The 16841-nt window shown below is 72.4% G+C and carries 16 protein-coding genes; 3 read left to right on the top strand and 13 right to left on the bottom strand.

The window, feature by feature from the left end:
- Positions 1 to 178 precede the first annotated feature (178 nt).
- From ftsZ to AB0G28_RS27735, 5 genes are all read right to left on the bottom strand, one after another.
- Positions 179 to 1486, bottom strand: coding sequence for a cell division protein FtsZ (gene ftsZ / locus AB0G28_RS27755; protein ID WP_361095006.1), 1308 nt, complete (start codon positions 1484 to 1486; stop codon positions 179 to 181).
- Positions 1487 to 1728: 242 nt separating this feature from the next.
- Complete coding sequence (locus tag AB0G28_RS27750; RefSeq protein ID WP_361095032.1) at positions 1729 to 2484, bottom strand: anti-sigma factor; 756 nt, start codon at positions 2482 to 2484, stop codon at positions 1729 to 1731.
- Positions 2485 to 2495: 11 nt separating this feature from the next.
- Positions 2496 to 3101: an ECF RNA polymerase sigma factor SigK gene (gene sigK / locus AB0G28_RS27745; RefSeq protein ID WP_361095003.1), complete on the bottom strand. Its 606-nt coding sequence runs from the start codon at positions 3099 to 3101 to the stop codon at positions 2496 to 2498.
- Positions 3094 to 3828, bottom strand: coding sequence for a DUF1365 domain-containing protein (locus AB0G28_RS27740; protein WP_361095030.1), 735 nt, complete (start codon positions 3826 to 3828; stop codon positions 3094 to 3096). The genes sigK and AB0G28_RS27740 overlap by 8 nt, the downstream gene beginning before the upstream one ends.
- On the bottom strand, positions 3822 to 5099 hold the full coding sequence (locus AB0G28_RS27735) for an FAD-dependent oxidoreductase (protein ID WP_361095000.1): 1278 nt from the start codon (positions 5097 to 5099) through the stop codon (positions 3822 to 3824). Before AB0G28_RS27735 ends, AB0G28_RS27740 begins: the two co-directional genes overlap by 7 nt.
- Positions 5100 to 5181: 82 nt before the next feature.
- Between AB0G28_RS27735 and AB0G28_RS27730 the strand changes: the two genes are divergently transcribed.
- Positions 5182 to 6447 (top strand): cyclopropane-fatty-acyl-phospholipid synthase family protein, encoded by a 1266-nt coding sequence (locus tag AB0G28_RS27730; protein ID WP_361094997.1) that lies wholly within the window; start codon positions 5182 to 5184, stop codon positions 6445 to 6447.
- Positions 6447 to 7208 carry a DUF1295 domain-containing protein gene (locus AB0G28_RS27725; RefSeq protein WP_361094994.1) on the top strand — a complete coding sequence of 254 codons (762 nt, stop codon included), beginning with the start codon at positions 6447 to 6449 and terminating at the stop codon, positions 7206 to 7208. Before AB0G28_RS27730 ends, AB0G28_RS27725 begins: the two co-directional genes overlap by 1 nt.
- Here AB0G28_RS27725 and AB0G28_RS27720 read toward each other — a convergent pair.
- Complete coding sequence (locus AB0G28_RS27720; RefSeq protein ID WP_361094991.1) at positions 7195 to 7695, bottom strand: DinB family protein; 501 nt, start codon at positions 7693 to 7695, stop codon at positions 7195 to 7197. The two genes, AB0G28_RS27725 and AB0G28_RS27720, sit on opposite strands and share 14 nt — an antisense overlap.
- A 44-nt stretch (positions 7696 to 7739) precedes the next feature.
- Positions 7740 to 8279: an ABATE domain-containing protein gene (locus tag AB0G28_RS27715; protein WP_361094988.1), complete on the bottom strand. Its 540-nt coding sequence runs from the start codon at positions 8277 to 8279 to the stop codon at positions 7740 to 7742.
- Between the two features lie 87 nt (positions 8280 to 8366).
- Here AB0G28_RS27715 and AB0G28_RS27710 point away from each other — a divergent pair, with 87 nt between their 5' ends.
- Positions 8367 to 9536, top strand: coding sequence for an MFS transporter (locus tag AB0G28_RS27710; protein ID WP_361094985.1), 1170 nt, complete (start codon positions 8367 to 8369; stop codon positions 9534 to 9536).
- A 160-nt stretch (positions 9537 to 9696) separates the two neighbouring features.
- Here AB0G28_RS27710 and AB0G28_RS27705 read toward each other — a convergent pair whose 3' ends face one another.
- The 6 genes from AB0G28_RS27705 to murD form a co-directional block, all read right to left on the bottom strand.
- On the bottom strand, positions 9697 to 10527 hold the full coding sequence (locus AB0G28_RS27705; RefSeq protein WP_361094982.1) for an NAD(P)H-binding protein: 831 nt from the start codon (positions 10525 to 10527) through the stop codon (positions 9697 to 9699).
- A gap of 75 nt (positions 10528 to 10602) precedes the next feature.
- Positions 10603 to 11433, bottom strand: a complete 831-nt coding sequence (locus tag AB0G28_RS27700) for an FtsQ-type POTRA domain-containing protein (RefSeq protein WP_361094979.1) — start codon at positions 11431 to 11433, stop codon at positions 10603 to 10605.
- Positions 11434 to 11437: 4 nt separating this feature from the next.
- Positions 11438 to 12835 carry a UDP-N-acetylmuramate--L-alanine ligase gene (murC, locus tag AB0G28_RS27695; protein WP_361094976.1) on the bottom strand — a complete coding sequence of 466 codons (1398 nt, stop codon included), beginning with the start codon at positions 12833 to 12835 and terminating at the stop codon, positions 11438 to 11440.
- Positions 12828 to 13952, bottom strand: a complete 1125-nt coding sequence (murG, locus tag AB0G28_RS27690) for an undecaprenyldiphospho-muramoylpentapeptide beta-N-acetylglucosaminyltransferase (protein ID WP_361094973.1) — start codon at positions 13950 to 13952, stop codon at positions 12828 to 12830. The genes murC and murG overlap by 8 nt, the downstream gene beginning before the upstream one ends.
- Complete coding sequence (gene ftsW, locus AB0G28_RS27685; protein WP_361094970.1) at positions 13949 to 15448, bottom strand: putative lipid II flippase FtsW; 1500 nt, start codon at positions 15446 to 15448, stop codon at positions 13949 to 13951. Before ftsW ends, murG begins: the two co-directional genes overlap by 4 nt.
- Entirely contained in the window at positions 15435 to 16841 is a 1407-nt protein-coding gene (gene murD, locus AB0G28_RS27680) for a UDP-N-acetylmuramoyl-L-alanine--D-glutamate ligase (protein ID WP_361094967.1), read from the bottom strand. The genes ftsW and murD overlap by 14 nt, the downstream gene beginning before the upstream one ends.

Here is a 16841-nt window from a genome sequence, read left to right as displayed (position 1 = left end):
CACCGGTGCCCTCTCCTCAACAAACACCCCCACGGGGGGGGCGTGGGGGCCCCCCCCCCCCCCCAACGCCACATTGGGGCGCTGGCGGCCGGTCAACAAGGTGAGCCGGGCCTCCGGAGTTGCCGAAGGCCACCACCCACGACTCTAGTTCGCGGGTGATGGCCTTCGGAGCTGGTGGCTAGCGCCGCATGAACGGCGGGACGTCGACCTCGTCGTCGGACGGGTCGTCGTGCACCGGCATCGCGCGCCCGGGCAGGCTGCCCTGGGTCGCGTTGGAGCCGATCGGCGAGTAGCCGCGCGAGCCGCCGCCGGGCTGCGGGAGCCCGCCGGGCGGCTGGTTGCCGGTGGCCGAGGGCATCGGCGAGTGCGAGCGCGGCGGCGCCACCGGGTAGCCGGAGCTGCCCGCCGACGGGACCGGGGTGGCGCCCGACGGCGGCGTCGGCGGGTTCGAAACCTGCCCGGCCGAGGCCGACGCCGTGGTCGACGACGAACGCGAACCGGAGCCGAACGTCGACGGGTCCAGCTTCTTGTGCGTCGGCGCGCCGGCGTCGAACCCGGCCGCGATCACCGTGACGCGGACCTCGTCGCCGAGGGAGTCGTCGATGATCGTGCCGAAGATGATGTTGGCGTCCGGGTGCGCGGACTCCTGCACCAGCGACGCGGCCTCGTTGATCTCGAACAGGCCCAGGTCGGAGCCGCCCGCGATGGACAGCAGCGCGCCGTGGGCGCCGTCCATCGACGCCTCCAGCAGCGGCGAGTTGATCGCCTTCTCCGCGGCCTGGATGGCCCGGCCCTCGCCGCGTGCGGACCCGATGCCCATCAGCGCGGAGCCCGCGCCCGACATGACGCTCTTGACGTCGGCGAAGTCGAGGTTGATCAGGCCCGGCGTGGTGATCAGGTCGGTGATGCCCTGGACACCGGAGAGCAGGACCTCGTCGGCCGAGCGGAACGCGTCCATCAGCGACACGCCGATGTCGCCGAGCTGCAGCAGCCGGTCGTTCGGGATCACGATGAGCGTGTCGCACTCGTTGCGCAGCGCCTGGATGCCGTCTTCGGCCTGCTTGCCGCGCCGCTTGCCCTCGAAGGTGAACGGCCGGGTCACGACGCCGATGGTCAGCGCGCCCAGCTTGCGGGCGATCTGCGCGACGACCGGCGCGCCGCCGGTACCCGTGCCGCCGCCCTCGCCCGCGGTCACGAACACCATGTCGGCGCCCTTGATGACCTCTTCGATCTCTTCGCGGTGGTCTTCGGCGGCCTTCTGGCCGACCTCGGGGGCGGCGCCCGCGCCGAGGCCGCGGGTCAGCTCGCGGCCGATGTCGAGCTTGACGTCGGCGTCGGACATGAGCAGTGCTTGCGCGTCGGTGTTCACCGCGATGAACTCGACGCCCTTGAGGCCGACCTCGATCATGCGGTTCACGGCGTTCACGCCGCCACCGCCGATGCCGACCACCTTGATCACCGCAAGGTAGTTGTGCGGGGGCGTCATCGAAGTCCGCCTTCCTGATCGTTGTGCCCGTACAGCCCGCCGGCCGGTGATCGACTCTCAACCTCAACCCTAGATCGAGAGTTATGTCAACTGCCGACGTTAGGCAGGACGGTAGGCACCAGGCACGCTCTAATCCAGTAGGCACGCCGTGTGTCGCAAAGGTGTTTTGCCACAACACGTTCGAGCGCGCAAGAGCGGGGAGCCCGGCGCGCCGCCCCGAGCCTGTCTGCTATGGCGCAAGATCAGGCGGGCACGGGCATGCTCATGAGGACCTCCGAAGGCGTCCCGGTGACCGAGCCACCCGGCGGTTCGATGCTCACCGCGACCTTGTCGGCGCTCCCGACACCGTCCGCCACGACCAGGCCGCCGTCGTCGGCCGCCGCGATCACCCCGGCCGAGCGCGGGGCGTCCTTGCCGGTGATCAGCCAGGCTTCGTAGACCTTCCCGCCCGGCTGCGACGGCAGGCCCGCGTCCATCACCATCACGCGGTTCAGCGAGCGAGACAGGACGACCGTCACGCCGCCCCCGGTGGGCGCTTCGCCGTGCGCGGTCTTCGCGTCCGGGGCCGCGAGCAGCGCCGCCACCGGCGCGAACTGCTGTTTCGCCTGGTCGAGGCGGCTCTGCGCGGTCCGCAGCTCCTGCTGCTGGGTCAGCGCGATCCCGCCGAACACGCCGCCCGCGGCGAGCCCGACGACGGCGGCCGCGGCCGCGACGAAGACCGCCCAGCGCGGGGCCCGGGCCGAGCGGCGGTGCCGTTCGGGCGCACCGGGCCGGGTCCGCGGGGGCAGCTGGCGGCTGGCGTGCATGGCCGTCATGACGCGGTCCTTGAAGTACGGCGGCGGCTCCTCGGCCATCGCCGCGCCCAGCCGCGCCGCGGTCGCGCGCAGCTCGGCGACCTCCTGCGTGCACGACTCGCACTGCTCGAGGTGGCGGGCGAACTCCGCGCGCTCGACGTCGTTGACGGCGTCGAGGGCGAAGGCACCCGCCAGGGTGTGCATGTCCGGCGTGCTCAAGCGGTCACCCCCAGGCAGTCCCGCAGGCGGATCAGCCCGTCCCGGAGCCGCGTCTTGATGGTTCCTTGCGGCGTCGACAGCACTTCGGCCACCTCGCGATACGTATAGCCCTGGTAGTAGGCGAGCAGCACCGATTCGCGCTGCAGGTCGGTCAGGAAGGACAGGCACCGGCGGACCTGCGAGCGTTCGAGCCGGGCGGTGACGGACTCGGCGACCTCGTCGAACGGGCGGCCGCGGGCGGCCTCGAAGGTCGCCTTCTGCTCGCGTTCGGTGCTGGCGCGCGCCGAGCGGACGCGGTCGACCGCGCGGCGGTGGGCCAGCGTCATCGCCCAGTTCAGCGCCGAGCCCTTGTCGGGGGCGTACCGCGTCGCGGTGCGCCACAGCTCGACGAGCACCTCCTGGGCGACCTCTTCGGACTGGGCCGCGTCGCGCACGATCCGCCGGACCAGGCCGAAGATCGGCCCGGCGAGCTGGTCGTAGAGCAGCTCGAAGGCCCGCTCGTCGCCCTTCGCGACGCGCACCATGAGCTCCTCGGCCGTCGGGCCGGCCAGGGGTTCGGAGGGCACCGGCGCCATGTGGCGCGGGCGGGCCGGCTCATCCATGCAGCTGTCCTCCGGCGTTCTGCGGGGTGCGCGGGACGACCGCGGCCTTGCGCAGCCACAGCGTGACGCCGTGGCGGCGGATCAGCGCGGACACCCGCTGCGGGAGCAGCGGCCGGGCCAGCACGAGCCGGGCCAGCCACCGCGGGTTCACCGGGCGGCGAACTCCCCGCAGCGTAGCGACCAGCGGCGTGGCCGTCCCGCGGCGCAACGCGACGGTGAGGTCCAGCAACGCTTCCGGGCGCGGCAGGCGCATCCGGTATTCGCCGTCCATCTCCTGGAACGGCGAGACGTAGAACTCCTTGGCCGCGCGGGCGCGGCCGGCATCGTCGGGGTGCAGCAGGTAGGCGTGGCGGCCGCCGTAGGTGTTGTGCACTTCGGCCACGACGCACTCGAGCCGGCCGTCCGGGCCGTGGCACCAGTAGACGCTGATCGGGTTGAACACGTACCCGAGCACGCGCGCGGCGGCCAGCATGACGACCCGGCCGCCGCGCAGGTCGACGCCGCGCTCGGCGAGCCAGGCGTCCAGTTTCTCGCGGATGCCGCGCGGGTCGCCCGCCGCGAAGTGGTCGCGGCGGTCGAAGCCCGCGAACGGCCGCAGCCACCACGGCAGCCGCGGCAGGTCGTCCAGGTCCACCCGCCACAGGTAGACGCGGTGGGCGAAGGCGTGCGGCGGGTCGATCCGCCGCACGTGCGCGACCGTGGCGTCGTAGAGCGCGTTCGTCACCAGATCACCCCCAGGCTTTCGGCGGCTCTGGCGCCCGAAGCGCAGCCGTCCTCGTGGAAACCCCAGCCGTGGTAGGCCCCGGCGTACGCCACGACGCCGTCGTTGAGCTCGGGCAGCCGTCGTTGCGCCGCAAGGGATTCCGGCGTGTAGACGGGGTGTTCGTAGCGCATCTTCGCCACCAGGCGGTCCGGGCCCGGGGCGGTGCCCGGGTTGAGCGTGACGACGTACCCGGTGGGCTCTTCCAGGCGCATCAAGCGGTTCATGTCGTAGCTGACCTGCACCGCGCCGGTCGGCGCGCCGCAGGCCGGGGCGCGGTAGTTCCACCCGGCCCGCGCGTCGGCGAGCGAGGGCAGCACGCTCGTGTCGGTGTGCAGCCAGGCTTCGTTGGCCGAGTAGCGGAACGCGCCGAGGACCTCGCGTTCGGCGTCGGTCGGGTTGGCCAGCAGCGCCAGTGCCTGGTCGGCGTGCGTGGCGATGACGACCTTGTCGACCCGGTGCGGCGTGTCGGCGTCGTCGCGGATTTCGGCGCCCCGGGCTGTGCGCAGCACCGACCGCACCGGCGTCGACAGGTGCACCGCCGTCAGCTGCTTCGCCGCGCGCTCGACGTACTCGCGCGAGCCGCCCGCGACGGTCCGCCAGGCCGGGGAGTTCTTCACCGAGAGCATGCCGTGGTTGCGGAGGAACTCGAACAGGTACCGCGCCGGGTACTTCAGCGTGTCGGTGCGGTCGGCCGACCAGACCGTGGACACCAGCGGCAGCATGAAGTGGTCGACGAAGTAGCGGGTGTAGCCGCCGATGGCGAGGAACGCCCCGAGCGTGACTTCTCCGGCGGCCCTGGTGTCCTTGGTGGCCAGCAGCCGCTTCGCGTGGCGGTGGAACCGCTTGACCTCGGCCAGCATCCGCAGGTAGCGGCCGCGCACGAGGTTGCCGCGCTGGGCGAACAGCCCGGCCAGCCCTTTGGCGCCGGCGTACTGCAGGCCGCAGCCGTCGCAGCGGATGCTCATCGACATCTCCGTGTCGCGCGTGGCCACCCCCAGCTCGGCGAACAGCCTCAGCAGCGTCGGGTAGGTGCGCTCGTTGTGGACGATGAAGCCGGAGTCCACCCCGACGGTGCCGCCGTGCGCGCTCGGCACGTCGTGCGTGTGCGCGTGCCCGCCCAGGCGGTCGTCGGCCTCGAACAGCAGGACTTCGTACTTGCGTTGCAGCAGGTAGGCGGCGGTCAGTCCGGCCACCCCGCTGCCGATGACGCCGATGCGTTCTCCCGTGATCTCCACAGCGGTCCTTCGCAGCCGTGACCCGATCGGATTGGCCGGGTCCGGCACCAATCCGCACCGCAGGGTAGAGCGAATCCCGGACATGCCGAACACCACCGCGCACCGACTCGCTTCGTTCGCCGGGAAGCTCCTCGGCGGGCAGCTCCCCGTCGGCCTTCGGACCTGGGACGGAACCCGCGCCGGCCCGGTGGACGCGCCCACCGTGGTGCTGCGCAACCGCCGCGCCCTGCGCCGCCTGCTGTACGCGCCCGGCGAGCTGGGGCTCGCCCGCGCGTACGTCACCGGTGACCTCGACGTCGAAGGAGATCTGGCGGACGGCTTCCGCCGGATCTGGGCCCTCACCCGCACGGGGGAGATCAACCGGGTGAAGATCGGGCCGCGCACCTGGTGGGAAGCCGCCGCGCTCGCCGCCCGGCTGGGCGTCGCCGGCCTGCCGCCCAAGCCGCCCGCCGAGGAGGCCCGGCTGTCGGGGAAGCTGCACAGCCCGCGGCGCGACCGCTCCGCCATCGCCCACCACTACGACTCCGGGAACGCCCTGTTCCAGCTGCTGCTGGACGACTCGATGGCCTACTCCAGCGCGTACTTCACCTCCCCTTCGCAGAGCCTCGGCCAGGCGCAGCACGACAAGCTGGAGATGGTCTGCCGCAAGCTGGGGCTGCGGCCCGGCATGCGGCTGCTGGACATCGGCTGCGGCTGGGGCTCGCTGCTGGTGCACGCGGCCAAGCACCACGGCGTCGAGGCCGTCGGCATCACGCTGTCGGCCGAGCAGCTCCAGCACGTCCGCGCCCGGCTCGCCCAGCACGACCTGGAAGACCGCGTCGAGGTGCGCCGGCAGGACTACCGGGAGCTGACGGACGAGCCGTTCGACGCGGTCGCGTCCATAGAGATGGGCGAGCACGTCGGCGAGGTCAACTACCCGGAGTACGCGGCGACGCTCCACCGGATGGTGAAGCCGGGTGGCCGGGTGCTGCTCCAGCAGATGTCACGCGGCGCCGACGCGCCCGGCGGCGGCGCGTTCATCGAGCGGTACATCGCCCCGGACATGACCATGCGCCCGGTCGGCCGGACACTGGACCACCTGGAGGCGGCGGGCCTGGAGATCCGGGACGTGCACCCGATGCGCGAGCACTACGTCTGGACGGTCCGTGCCTGGGCCGACACCCTGGAGGAGAACTGGGCCGACGTCGTCGCGCTGATCGGCGAGACGGGCGCGCGGGTCTGGCGGCTGTACCTGGTGGGCGGGGCGCTGGCGTTCGAGGAGAACCGGATGGGCGTGGACCAGATCCTGGGCGTGCGGCCGCTGGCCGACGGCACGAGCGGCATGCCGGCGACGCGGGAGTGGTGCTGATGCCGCAGTTGCTCGTCACGGCGGCCGTCACGCTCGTGGCGGTGGTGGTGACCTTCGGGATCGCGCGGGCGCGCGGGCGGTACGACACGGTCGACACGTTCTGGGGGCTCGGCTTCGCGCTGGTCGCCGCGGTGGCGTTCCCGTTCGGCGACGGCCCGCTGTCCTTGCGGCTGGTGGCGCTGCTCCTGACGGTGGTCTGGGGCGTGCGGCTGGCGGTGCACCTGCACCTGCGCAACCACAAGCTGCCGGAGGACCCGCGGTACGCGCGGATGGCGCCGGGGCCGCTGCGGATGTTCGTCCGCGTGTACCTGTTCCAGGGCGTGGTGCTGTACTTCGTGTCGCTGCCGGTCCAGTTCGCGATGGACGGCACGGGGTTCGGCGTGCTCGGCTGGCTCGGCGTGGTGGTGTGGCTGGTCGGGTTCGCGTTCGAGACGATCGGCGACGAGCAGCTGCGCCGGTTCAAGGCGGACCCGGGCAACCGCGGCCGAGTACTCGACACGGGGCTGTGGCGCTACACGCGCCACCCGAACTACTTCGGCGACGCGTGCGTGTGGTGGGGCCTCTACCTCCTGGCGTGTTCGACCTGGCCGGGAGCGGCGACGATCCTCTCCCCCGTGGCGATGACCTTCACGCTGGCCCGCGGAACGGGGAAGCCCTTGCTGGAGAAGGGAATGGCGCGTACACGCCCGGCGTACGCGCACTACGTCGAGCGGACCAGCGGGTTCTTCCCGTTGCCGCCGCGGCGCGTCACTCCCCGGTGAGGCCGTCGGTCAGCTCGCGAAGCAGGTCGAGGTGACCGGCATGGCGTGCGGTCTCCTCGATCATGTGTGTGAGGACCCACCGGACGTTGAAGGTCTCGCCGTTGTGGGTGACCTGGTCGTCGAGCCCGTGTTTCGCGACGATCTCGCGGCTGCGTTCGCACTGCTTCGCGTAGTCGGCCAGCAGCTCGCGCATCGACGCGTCGGTGCGGAACTCGGCGTCCGGGTCTTCTTTGAGGCGTTCCTCCCAGGTGTCTTCTTCGCCGTCGACGACGACGGCGAACCAGTACCACTCGTTGAGCGCGAGGTGCCCGAGCAGCCCGGCGATCGTCGTCAGCTCGCTGGGCAGGTGGGCGAGCCGGGCCTGGTCGTCGGGCAGGTTCGCGCACTTCCACGCGACGGTGGCGCGCAGGCGGTCGAGCTGGGCGGTGAGGATGTCGCGTTCGCCGCCGGTGAGCGGGATCTTGGGGCGTTCGGGTCGTTCGGTCATGACCGGGACTCTGCCAGAGGGGTCCGACAGTTTCGGTTCCCGGCTCACCGCGCCCCGGCCTTGGCTCGATAAGTCGACTTCTTCGCCTGGTTCCCGCAGATCTCCATCGAGCACCACCGCCGGGTCCCGGGCCGTGACGTGTCCAGGAACAGCGCCCCGCACCGGGTCCCCGCGCATCGCCGGACCCGCGCGAACTCCGCCGACGTCACCAGGTCCAACGCGTCACGCGCCAGCAACGCCAGCGTCGCCGACGCCGGATCCGAAGCCTGCCAACGCAATTCGCCCGACGAAGTCAGCGAAGGCGCAGGAACCGGCAGGGCCGCGAAGCGGTTCAACCGCTGCCGGACGACAGGACGGACCGCGGGTTCCGTGAGCAGCGAGTGAACAGCCTCGCGCAGGGCACGAGCCTCCTCGACCGAAGCGGGCCGGACCGCGACCGAGAACGGGCCCAGCTGGTCGATCCACGCTCCCCACGCCGCCGCGTCCGGGAGTTCCTCCGTCTCCGATGGGGTGCCGCGGAAGCGCAGCGTCCTGATGAAGTCGAGGCACAGCCTGCCCGCCCCCGAGCGGAATCGGTCCGTCATGCTCGTCACAGTACGCCGGAACCGGTTTGACTGGTACCGTCGGGAACCGATCAAACCGGTTCCACCCACGGCTGGGGGCACGCACGCATGACCGAGACCGAGCAAAAAGCCCCGCCCGGGTGGCTCGTCCTGCTCCTGGCCGTCTCCTGTGGACTGACCGTCGCCAACCTCTACTACGCCCAGCCGCTGCTCGCGGAGCTGCGGCAGACCTACGGCGTCGGGGAGGCCGCCGCCGGCGGGGTCGTCACCGCCACCCAGCTCGGGTACGCCGCCGGGATGCTGCTGCTCGTTCCGCTCGGCGACCGGCTCGAGAACCGGAGTCTCGTCGCCACGCTGCTCGCGCTCGCCTGCGCCGGCCTGGTCGTCACCGGGGTCGCACCCGGGTTCGCCGTGCTGCTGATCGCCTCGCTGCTGGTCGGGGCCACGTCGGTGGTCGTGCAGATCCTCATCCCGTTCGCCGCCGACCTCTCGCCCGACGCCATCCGCGGCCGGATCGTCGGGCGGGTCGTGAGCGGGCTGCTCTTCGGCATCCTGCTGTCGCGCGTAGTCGCCAGCCTGCTCGCCGAGGTGACCGGCTGGCGCGTCGTGTTCCTGATCTCCGCCGCGGCGATGGCCGTGCTCGCCGTCGTGCTGCGCTTCATCCTGCCGCGCCGCGCGCCCAAGACGGACGTCCACTATGGACAGCTGATCCGTTCGACACTCGCCATGGCCCGGAAGCACCCGCCACTGCGGCACCGCGCCCTGTACCAGTCGGCGATGTTCGGTGCGTTCAGCGCGTTCTGGACGACCATCGCCTTCGTCCTCACCGCGCCGCCGTTCGACTACTCCCAGCTCGGCGTCGGCCTGTTCGCGCTGGCGGGCGCCGCCGGCGCCGCGGTGGCACCACTGGCCGGGCGGTGGTCGGACCACGGCCACGGCCGTCGGCTCACCGCGGGCGCCTTCGTGCTCTGCGCCGCGGCCTTCGCCCTCGCCGGGTTCGGCGCGCACAGCGTCGTGCTGCTGGCGCTCGCCGCGATCGCCGTCGACACCGCCGTGCAGACGACGCTGGTGGTCGGCCAGCACACGATCTACCAGCTCGACCCCGCAGCCCGCGCCCGGATCAACAGCGTCTACCTCGGCACCTTCTTCATCGGGGGCGCGATCGGCTCGCAGGCGGGCTCGATCGCCTACCACCTCGGCGGCTGGACGGCGGTCGTCGTGTTCGCCGGCGCACTTCCCCTGATCGGCCTGGCCGGAATGGCCCGCACGCGCGTCTAGTGTCGCGCCTCGCAAGCTGTTCGACGTTCGGGCCGAACGCCCCAATGTGGCGTTCGGTGCGTCCAGCGCACCCAATGTGGCGTTCGGTGCGTCAGACGCAACCAACGCCACATTGGGGCGCATCCTCGGGCCGCCTTCAACGAATCGCGGACGCGCGACACTAGGCGAACACGTCCCGCCGGGCCGCCACCCACTGCGCGTACGTCGTCCCCGGACGGCCCAGCAGCTCCTCGACGACACCGGTCGGCACCTGCGGGTGCCGGAGGGTTTCCTCGAAGCCGTCGAGCAGCCAGTCGACGGCCGCCTCCGGGATGCCGTATCCGATCCACTGCGCGCGTTGTTCGGCGCGGGTCAGCTCACGGAACCGGATTTCCTTGCCCAGTACCGATTCCAGCGTCGCCACCTGCCCCCGCAGGCTGATCGCCGATGGTCCACTGAGGACATACGTCTCGCCGACGTGACCCTCGGACAGCAGCACCCGGGCGGCGACGGCCGCGATGTCGCCGAGGTCGATCGGGGTCTGCGTCGCGTCGCCGTAGGCCATCGCGACCTCCCCCGCGCGGACCATGTCCGCCCAGTCGAGCGTGTTGTTCATGAAGACGCCCGGCCGCAGGAACGTCCAGGCGAACCCGGCGTCCCGGACCGCGGCCTCGACGGCGGCGTACTCGTTCCCGCTGGATCCCTCGTGGCCGTCACCGACGCTGCTGCCCGACAGCGCGACGACCCGCTCGATGCCGGCCTCCGACGCCAGCTCGCAGAACCGCCGCACGGTCCTCGCCATCGGCGCGAGGTACACCGCCGAGACGCCCTTCAGCGCCACCGGCAGCGTCGACGGCTTCGCGAGCGACCCGACGACGACCTCCGCCTCGGCCGGCAGCGAAGCCCGCGAAGGATCGACCGTCAGCGCCCGCACCGGCGCTCCCGCCGCGACCAGCTCGTCGACCACCAACCGGCCGACGCTGCCGGTCGCGCCCGTCACCAGGATCGTCATCGCACCCTCCTCGTTCTCGTATGCCATACGAGATCGTAGGGCATACGAGAACCCGGCTGCACGCGAAAAAGAACTTCAGGAGGTGATGGTCGGCAGTTCCGGCGCCGCGACGTCGTAGATCTTGCCCTCCTGGGTGAGCAGCGCCGCCAGGACCTTGGCCTTGCGGTCGGTCTGCTCCGCCGTGCCCCAGCGGACGATCTTGCCGCTGGCCAGGGTGAACTCCACGCTCGCCGGGGTCTTCGCCGTCGCCGTCGTGACCTGCTTGAGCAGCTGCTCCGGGATCACGCCGAGCACCGCCGTCACCGCCCGGGTCACCGGGTCGTCCGCCGACACCTTGGGCAGCTTCAGCTCCGGCAGGCCCGGCGGGCGGGCCGGCACCGTCTTGAACACCACGCCGGCGCCGTCGACCAGGTGCACTCCGTCGCCGCCCGGGCCGCTGTCGAAGAACGCGATCGCCGTGCGCTCGGTCACCGTGATCTCGACCGTGTTCGGCCACGAGCGCGACACCTCGACCGTCGCGATGCCCGGCATCGCCGCCACCCGGTCGCGGATCTCGTCGGTGCTCAGCCGCAGCATCGGTTTGCCGGACGGCACCGCCGCCACCGTGCGGATCTGGTCGGCGGACACCGAGCGGGAGCCGTTCACCGCGACGTCCTGCGCCCCCAGCATCGAGCTGAAGAACAGCAGGTAGACCATCGCCACCACGGTGAGCAGGCTCAGCAGCGCGACCCACCGGCGGCGGATCTCGACGTGGCGGTTGGGCCGGTTGCGCGGCGAAGGGCGCGCGGCGCGGGTCCGGCGGCGCTCCTCCTCGGAGCGCCGCCCCCGGCGTTGCCTGGCCAGGACGGCGCGATCCGGCACATCCTCGTCGGAGGACGGACGGCGGCGTTCCCTGGTCGAGCTCATGGCCTCAGCGCTTGTCCAGCTCGGCGAGGATCTCCGGGCCCAGCTGCGTCACGTCGCCGGCGCCCATGGTCACCACGAGGTCGCCCGGCTTCGCCAGCCCCGCCACCAGCGGCGCGGCGAAGTCGAAGGCCGGCTCGTAGTGCACCTTCGCGGTCACGCGGTCCGCGATCAGCGCGCCGGTGACGCCCGGTTCCGGCTCCTCGCGCGCGCCGTAGACGTCCAGCACGACGACCTCGTCGGCCAGCGACAACGCGGCGGCGAACTCCGCCGAGAACGTCTTGGTCCGCGAGTACAGGTGCGGCTGGAACACCACGAGGACCCGGCCGGTCCCGGCCGCCGTCCGCACCGCGCGCAGCTGCGCGGCCACCTCGGTCGGGTGGTGCGCGTAGTCGTCGTAGACGCGGACGTCGCCGGCCCGGCCCTTGAACTCGAACCGCCGCCGGACGCCGCCGAACGCCGCGAGCCCTTCGGCCAGCCCGGCCGGCGACGCGCCCAGCTCGATCCCGGCCAGCAGGGCCGCGACCGCGTTCAGCGCCATGTGCTCGCCCGGGACCGCGACCTTGACGTCGATCGGCTCGCCGCGCAGCGAGATCCGCACGATCCCGCCGTCGGGCAGCGGCTCGTAGGACGTGATCCCGGCGTCGTCGGCCCCGCTCACCGAGCGGCCGTAGCGCTGCACCCGGACACCGCGCTTCGCGGCTTCGTCGCCCAGCGCGTCGGCGCCCTCGTCGTCGGCGCAGACGATCAGCAGGCCGCCCGGCTCGATCCGGTCGACGAAGTCCCGGAACACCTTCGTGTAGGCCTCGGCGGTGCCGTGGTGGTCCAGGTGGTCCGGCTCGACGTTCGTCACCACCGCGACCGACGGCACGTACGTCAGGAACGAGCCGTCGCTCTCGTCGGCCTCGGCGACGAAGACGCCACCCTCGCCGTGGTGGGCGTTGGCGCCGGACTCGTTGAGGTCGCCGCCGATGGCGAACGACGGGTCGAGCCGGCAGTGCTGCAGCGCCACCGTGAGCATCGACGTCGTCGACGTCTTGCCGTGCGTGCCCGCGATGCAGGCGACGCGGTGGCCCTCCATCAGCCCGGCCAGGGCCTGGGCCCGGTGCAGCACCGGGATGCCGGCGGCGCGGGCCGCGGCCAGCTCCGGGTTGGTCTCCTTGATCGCCGTCGAGACGACCACCGCGGACGGCGGCTCGGCGAGCGCCGAAAGGTTCGCCGCGCTCTGGCCGACGAACAGCTCGGCGCCCTGGGCGCGCAGCGACAGCAGCGCCCGCGACTCCTTGGCGTCCGAGCCCGACACGAAAGCGCCCCGGGCCAGCAGGATCCGCGCGATGCCGGACATGCCGGCGCCGCCGATCCCGATCAGGTGGGCCCGGCGCAGGTCTTCGGGCAGCTCAGGCACCGGCGGCCTCCAGGACGATCTTGGCGAGCACTTCGTCGGCTTGACGGTGTCCCATGCCGACCGCCGCCGCGCTCATCTTCGCGACGCGGTCGGCGTCGGTGACCAGCGGGATGACCAGTTCGGCGACCTTCGCCGGGGTGAGGTCGGCGTCTTCGACCATCAGCGCGGCGCCGGCGTCGACGGCGGGCCGGGCGTTGGTGGCCTGCTCGCCGTTGCCGTAGGGCAGCGGGACGAACACCGCGGGCAGCCCGACCGCGGTCACCTCGGCGACGGTCATCGCGCCCGAGCGGCACACCGTGGCGTCGGCCGCCGCGTAGGCCAGGTCCATCCGTTCCAGGTACGGCACCGGCACGTACGCCGGCTTGCCCGGGAACTCCTGCACGACCAGGGTGTTCTTCGGGCCGTGCGCGTGCAGCACGCCGACGCCGGCGTCCGCGAAGTCCTTCGCCGCGCCCGACAGGGCGTTGTTGATCGACACCGCGCCCTGCGAACCGCCGAACACCAGCAGCGTCGGCGCGTCCGGGTCCAGCCCGAAGTGGGCGCGGGCCTCCGCCCGCAGCGCGGCACGGTCCAGCGTCGTGATCGACGGCCGCAGCGGGATCCCGACGACCTCCGCCTTCGGCAGCGGCGTGCCGGGGACGGCGACGCCGACGCGGCGGGCGAACCGCGCGCCGACCTTGTTCGCCAGGCCCGGCGACTGGTTGGCCTCGTGGACGACGATCGGGACGCGCCCACGCGCGGCCAGGTAGGCCGGGAGGGCGACGTAGCCGCCGAAGCCGACGACGACGTCCGCGCCGACCCGGTCCAGCACCTCACGCGTCTTCCGCACCGAGTCGCGGACCTTCAGCGGCAGCCGGAGCAGCTCCGGCGTCGGCTTGCGCGGCATCGGCACCGGCGGGATCAGCTCCAGCGGGTAGCCGCGGGCCGGGACGAGCTTGTTCTCCAGGCCCCGCTCGGTACCGAGCGCCACGACCGTCGCGTCCGGGCGCAGCCGCTTGACGGCGTCGGCCAGCGCGAGGGCGGGTTCGATGTGTCCTGCGCTGCCGCCTCCGGCGACCACGACCACGGGTGCCTTGCCCGCGGCCGCCCGGCCGGTTCCCTTGACGGGGTTACTCACCGATGACCTCTCCGGTTCGCGGTACTCCGGGTACCACGGCTCGCTGTTGTCCGCGCGGCCCCGCGAGACGTGGCCGCGCTCGTCCGTGCCGCGCTGCGGCGCACCGGTTCGCGGACCGACCTCCGTCGTTCCTGCGCCGGGGCGGGCCGCGCCGCACGGGGCGCCGGCCTGGCCGCCTTCGCCCCACTCCGTCCCGCCGCCTTGCGAGTGGCGGGCGGGCGGTACGGGTCGGGCGCGGGCAGCCGCAGCAGTCGCCCGAATTTACCCGGCCCCTGCGTGCGCAGTGCGGCCACCGCCTCCGGTTCGTGCCGGGCGGCGTTCGCGAGCACCCCCATGATGAGCATGGTGATCACCAGCGACGTGCCGCCGTAGGAGATCAGCGGCAGGGTGACGCCGGTGACCGGCAGCAGGCCGACCACGTACCCGATGTTGATGCCGGCCTGCGCGACCAGGAACACCGTCAGCGTGCCGGAGACGATCCGGATCCACGGGTCGATGTTGCGGGTGGCGATCCGCAGGCCGACGACGGCGACCCCGCCGAAGAGGGCGAGCACGACGACGCAGCCGATCAGCCCGAGCTCCTCGCCGATCAGGGCGAAGATGAAGTCGTTCTGCACGTTCGGCAGGTAGCCCCAGTTGGAGGTGCCCTGGCCGAGGCCCTTGCCCAGGAACCCGCCGTCGGCGAGCGCCAGCTTGGCCTGGTTGGCCTGGAAGCCCTCGGCGGTGACGTCGGCGTCCGGCGAAAGGAACGACATGACCCGGGCGAGCCGGTAGGGCGCGATGACGGCGAGCACGAGCACCCCGGCCAGGCCGCCGGCGAGGATCACGCCGAACAGCCGTTTCGGAGCGCCGGCGAACCACAGCAGGGCCAGCAGGACGACGGCGAGGGTGACCGTGCCGCCGAGGTCGGGCTGCAGCATGACCAGGGCGAACATCAGCAGCGCGATCGGCACCACCGGCACCAGCAGGTGCCGCCACTGGTGGATCACGTTGTACTTGATGACCAGGATGTGGGCGCCCCAGAAGGCCAGCGCGACCTTCGCGGCCTCGACCGGCTGGAAGGTGAACTCGCCGATCTTGAACCAGCCCTGCGAGCCGTTGACCGTCGAGCCGAGCGGAGTGAGCACGAGCACCAGCAGGCCGAGGCAGATCACCGTCACGGTGGCCGACATCCGCCGGATCCGCTCCAGCTTCACCCGCAGCCCCAGCCAGAACACGACCGAGCCGAGGGCGACGAACACCAGGTGCTTGACGAACAGCGAGTACACGCCGCTGCCGGTCTTCGGGTTGTAGGACGCGACCGACGACGCCGACAGCACCATGACGATGCCGATGACGGTGAGCACGCCGGTGAGGGCGAGCACGAGGTGGAACGACGCCAAGGGGCGCGAAAGCCAGGCGGTCAGCGCGGTCCGGACGGCGACGAACGCGCTCTCCTTGCGCTCGCGGCGTGGCCGCTTCGGCGGTGCGTCGGGCTTCGGTTCAGCTGTCGTCACTCGGCTCCCCCGCTGCGTCGTCGCGGAGGACACGCACGGCCGCGGCGAACGCGTCGCCGCGCTCGCCGTAGCTCGAGAACATGTCCAACGACGCCGCGGCGGGTGCCAGCAGCACCACGTCACCTGGCCGGGCCATCGCGCTGGCCGCACTCACCGCCGCAGTCATGGGTTCATCGTCACCCGGACGGAGGCTGTTCACCGGGACATCCGGCGCGTGTCGCGCGACCGCGGCGGCGATCACGGGTGAATCGACACCGAGTAGCACGACTCCGCGCAGCCGGCCTGCGATGCTGCTCACCAGCTCGTCGACGGAGGCGCCCTTGAGCTGGCCCCCGGCGATCCACACGATCGACTCGTGCGCGCGCAGCGACCCCGCGGCCGCGTGCGGGTTGGTCGCCTTCGAGTCGTTGACGTACCGGACACCGGCCACCTCGGCGACCTCGACGGCCCGGTGCGGCGCGGGCTGGTACTCGCGCAGGCCCTTCAGCACGGCGTCCGGCGACACGCCGTGGGCACGGGCCAGCGCGGCCGCGGCGAGGGCGTTCGCGACGTTGTGCGGGCCCGCCGGGCGGACGTCGGCCAGCGTGGCCAGTTCTTCGGCGCTGGTCGCCGGGTCGGCGACGAAAGCGCGGTCGACCAGCAGGTCCTCGACGATCCCCAGTTCACCGGCGCGCGGGGTGTCGAGCTGGAAGCCGACGCGGCGGGCGCTCTCCGGCGCGTGTTCGTCGGCGATGCGGGTCGACCACTCGTCGTCGGCGTTGTGCACGGCGACCTTGGCGCGGGCGTACACCCGGCCCTTGGCTGCGGCGTACTCGTCCATCGAGCCGTGCCAGTCGATGTGGTCCTCGGCCAGGTTGAGCACCACGGCCGCGTCCGGCGCCAGGGTGGACGACCAGTGCAGCTGGAAGCTCGACAGCTCCACGGCCAGCACGTCGTAGCCCGCGCGGACCGCGTCGAGCGCCGCGTAGCCGATGTTCCCGCAGGCCACGGCGTTGCCGCCGGCCGCCTTGAGGATCGACTCGAGCATGCCGGCGGTGGTCGTCTTGCCGTTGGTGCCGGTCACGACGAGCCACGACGGCGGGTGCTCCCGCAGCTGCCCGACCCGCCACGCCAGCTCGACGTCGCCGATGACCTCGATGCCCGCTTCGGCGGCGGCCACGAGCAGCGGCGACGTCGGGCGCCAGCCCGGGCTGGTGACGACGAGGACGACGTCCGAAGGTGGCTCGGTCAGCCCCGGCACCAGGTCGGCGCCGAGGCCTTCCAGCTCGGCCAAGCGCTCGGCGTTGCCGTCGGTGACCGTGACGCGTGCGCCGAGGTCCACCAGCACCGGGACCACGGACTTGCCCGTGACCCCCGCCCCGGCGACGAGAACGTGACGACCGGCAACATCCAT

This window comes from Amycolatopsis sp. NPDC021455 (genome assembly GCF_040640995.1).
Classification (GTDB): domain Bacteria; phylum Actinomycetota; class Actinomycetes; order Mycobacteriales; family Pseudonocardiaceae; genus Amycolatopsis.
The sequence above is the reverse complement of the archived record's forward strand: the minus strand, read 5'-3'. Positions and strand labels throughout refer to the sequence as shown.

Coding starts and splice junctions, on each gene's coding strand:
- AB0G28_RS27705 (WP_361094982.1), bottom strand. CDS start 10,527: ATGACGATCCTGGTGACGGGCGCGACCGGCAGCGTCGGCCGGTTGGTG.
- AB0G28_RS27750 (WP_361095032.1), bottom strand. CDS start 2,484: ATGCACACCCTGGCGGGTGCCTTCGCCCTCGACGCCGTCAACGACGTC.
- AB0G28_RS27720 (WP_361094991.1), bottom strand. CDS start 7,695: ATGACCGAACGACCCGAACGCCCCAAGATCCCGCTCACCGGCGGCGAA.
- ftsZ (WP_361095006.1), bottom strand. CDS start 1,486: ATGACGCCCCCGCACAACTACCTTGCGGTGATCAAGGTGGTCGGCATC.
- AB0G28_RS27700 (WP_361094979.1), bottom strand. CDS start 11,433: ATGAGCTCGACCAGGGAACGCCGCCGTCCGTCCTCCGACGAGGATGTG.
- AB0G28_RS27730 (WP_361094997.1), top strand. CDS start 5,182: ATGCCGAACACCACCGCGCACCGACTCGCTTCGTTCGCCGGGAAGCTC.
- AB0G28_RS27725 (WP_361094994.1), top strand. CDS start 6,447: ATGCCGCAGTTGCTCGTCACGGCGGCCGTCACGCTCGTGGCGGTGGTG.
- murD (WP_361094967.1), bottom strand. CDS start 16,841: ATGGATGTTGCCGGTCGTCACGTTCTCGTCGCCGGGGCGGGGGTCACG.
- sigK (WP_361095003.1), bottom strand. CDS start 3,101: ATGGATGAGCCGGCCCGCCCGCGCCACATGGCGCCGGTGCCCTCCGAA.
- AB0G28_RS27710 (WP_361094985.1), top strand. CDS start 8,367: ATGACCGAGACCGAGCAAAAAGCCCCGCCCGGGTGGCTCGTCCTGCTC.
- AB0G28_RS27715 (WP_361094988.1), bottom strand. CDS start 8,279: ATGACGGACCGATTCCGCTCGGGGGCGGGCAGGCTGTGCCTCGACTTC.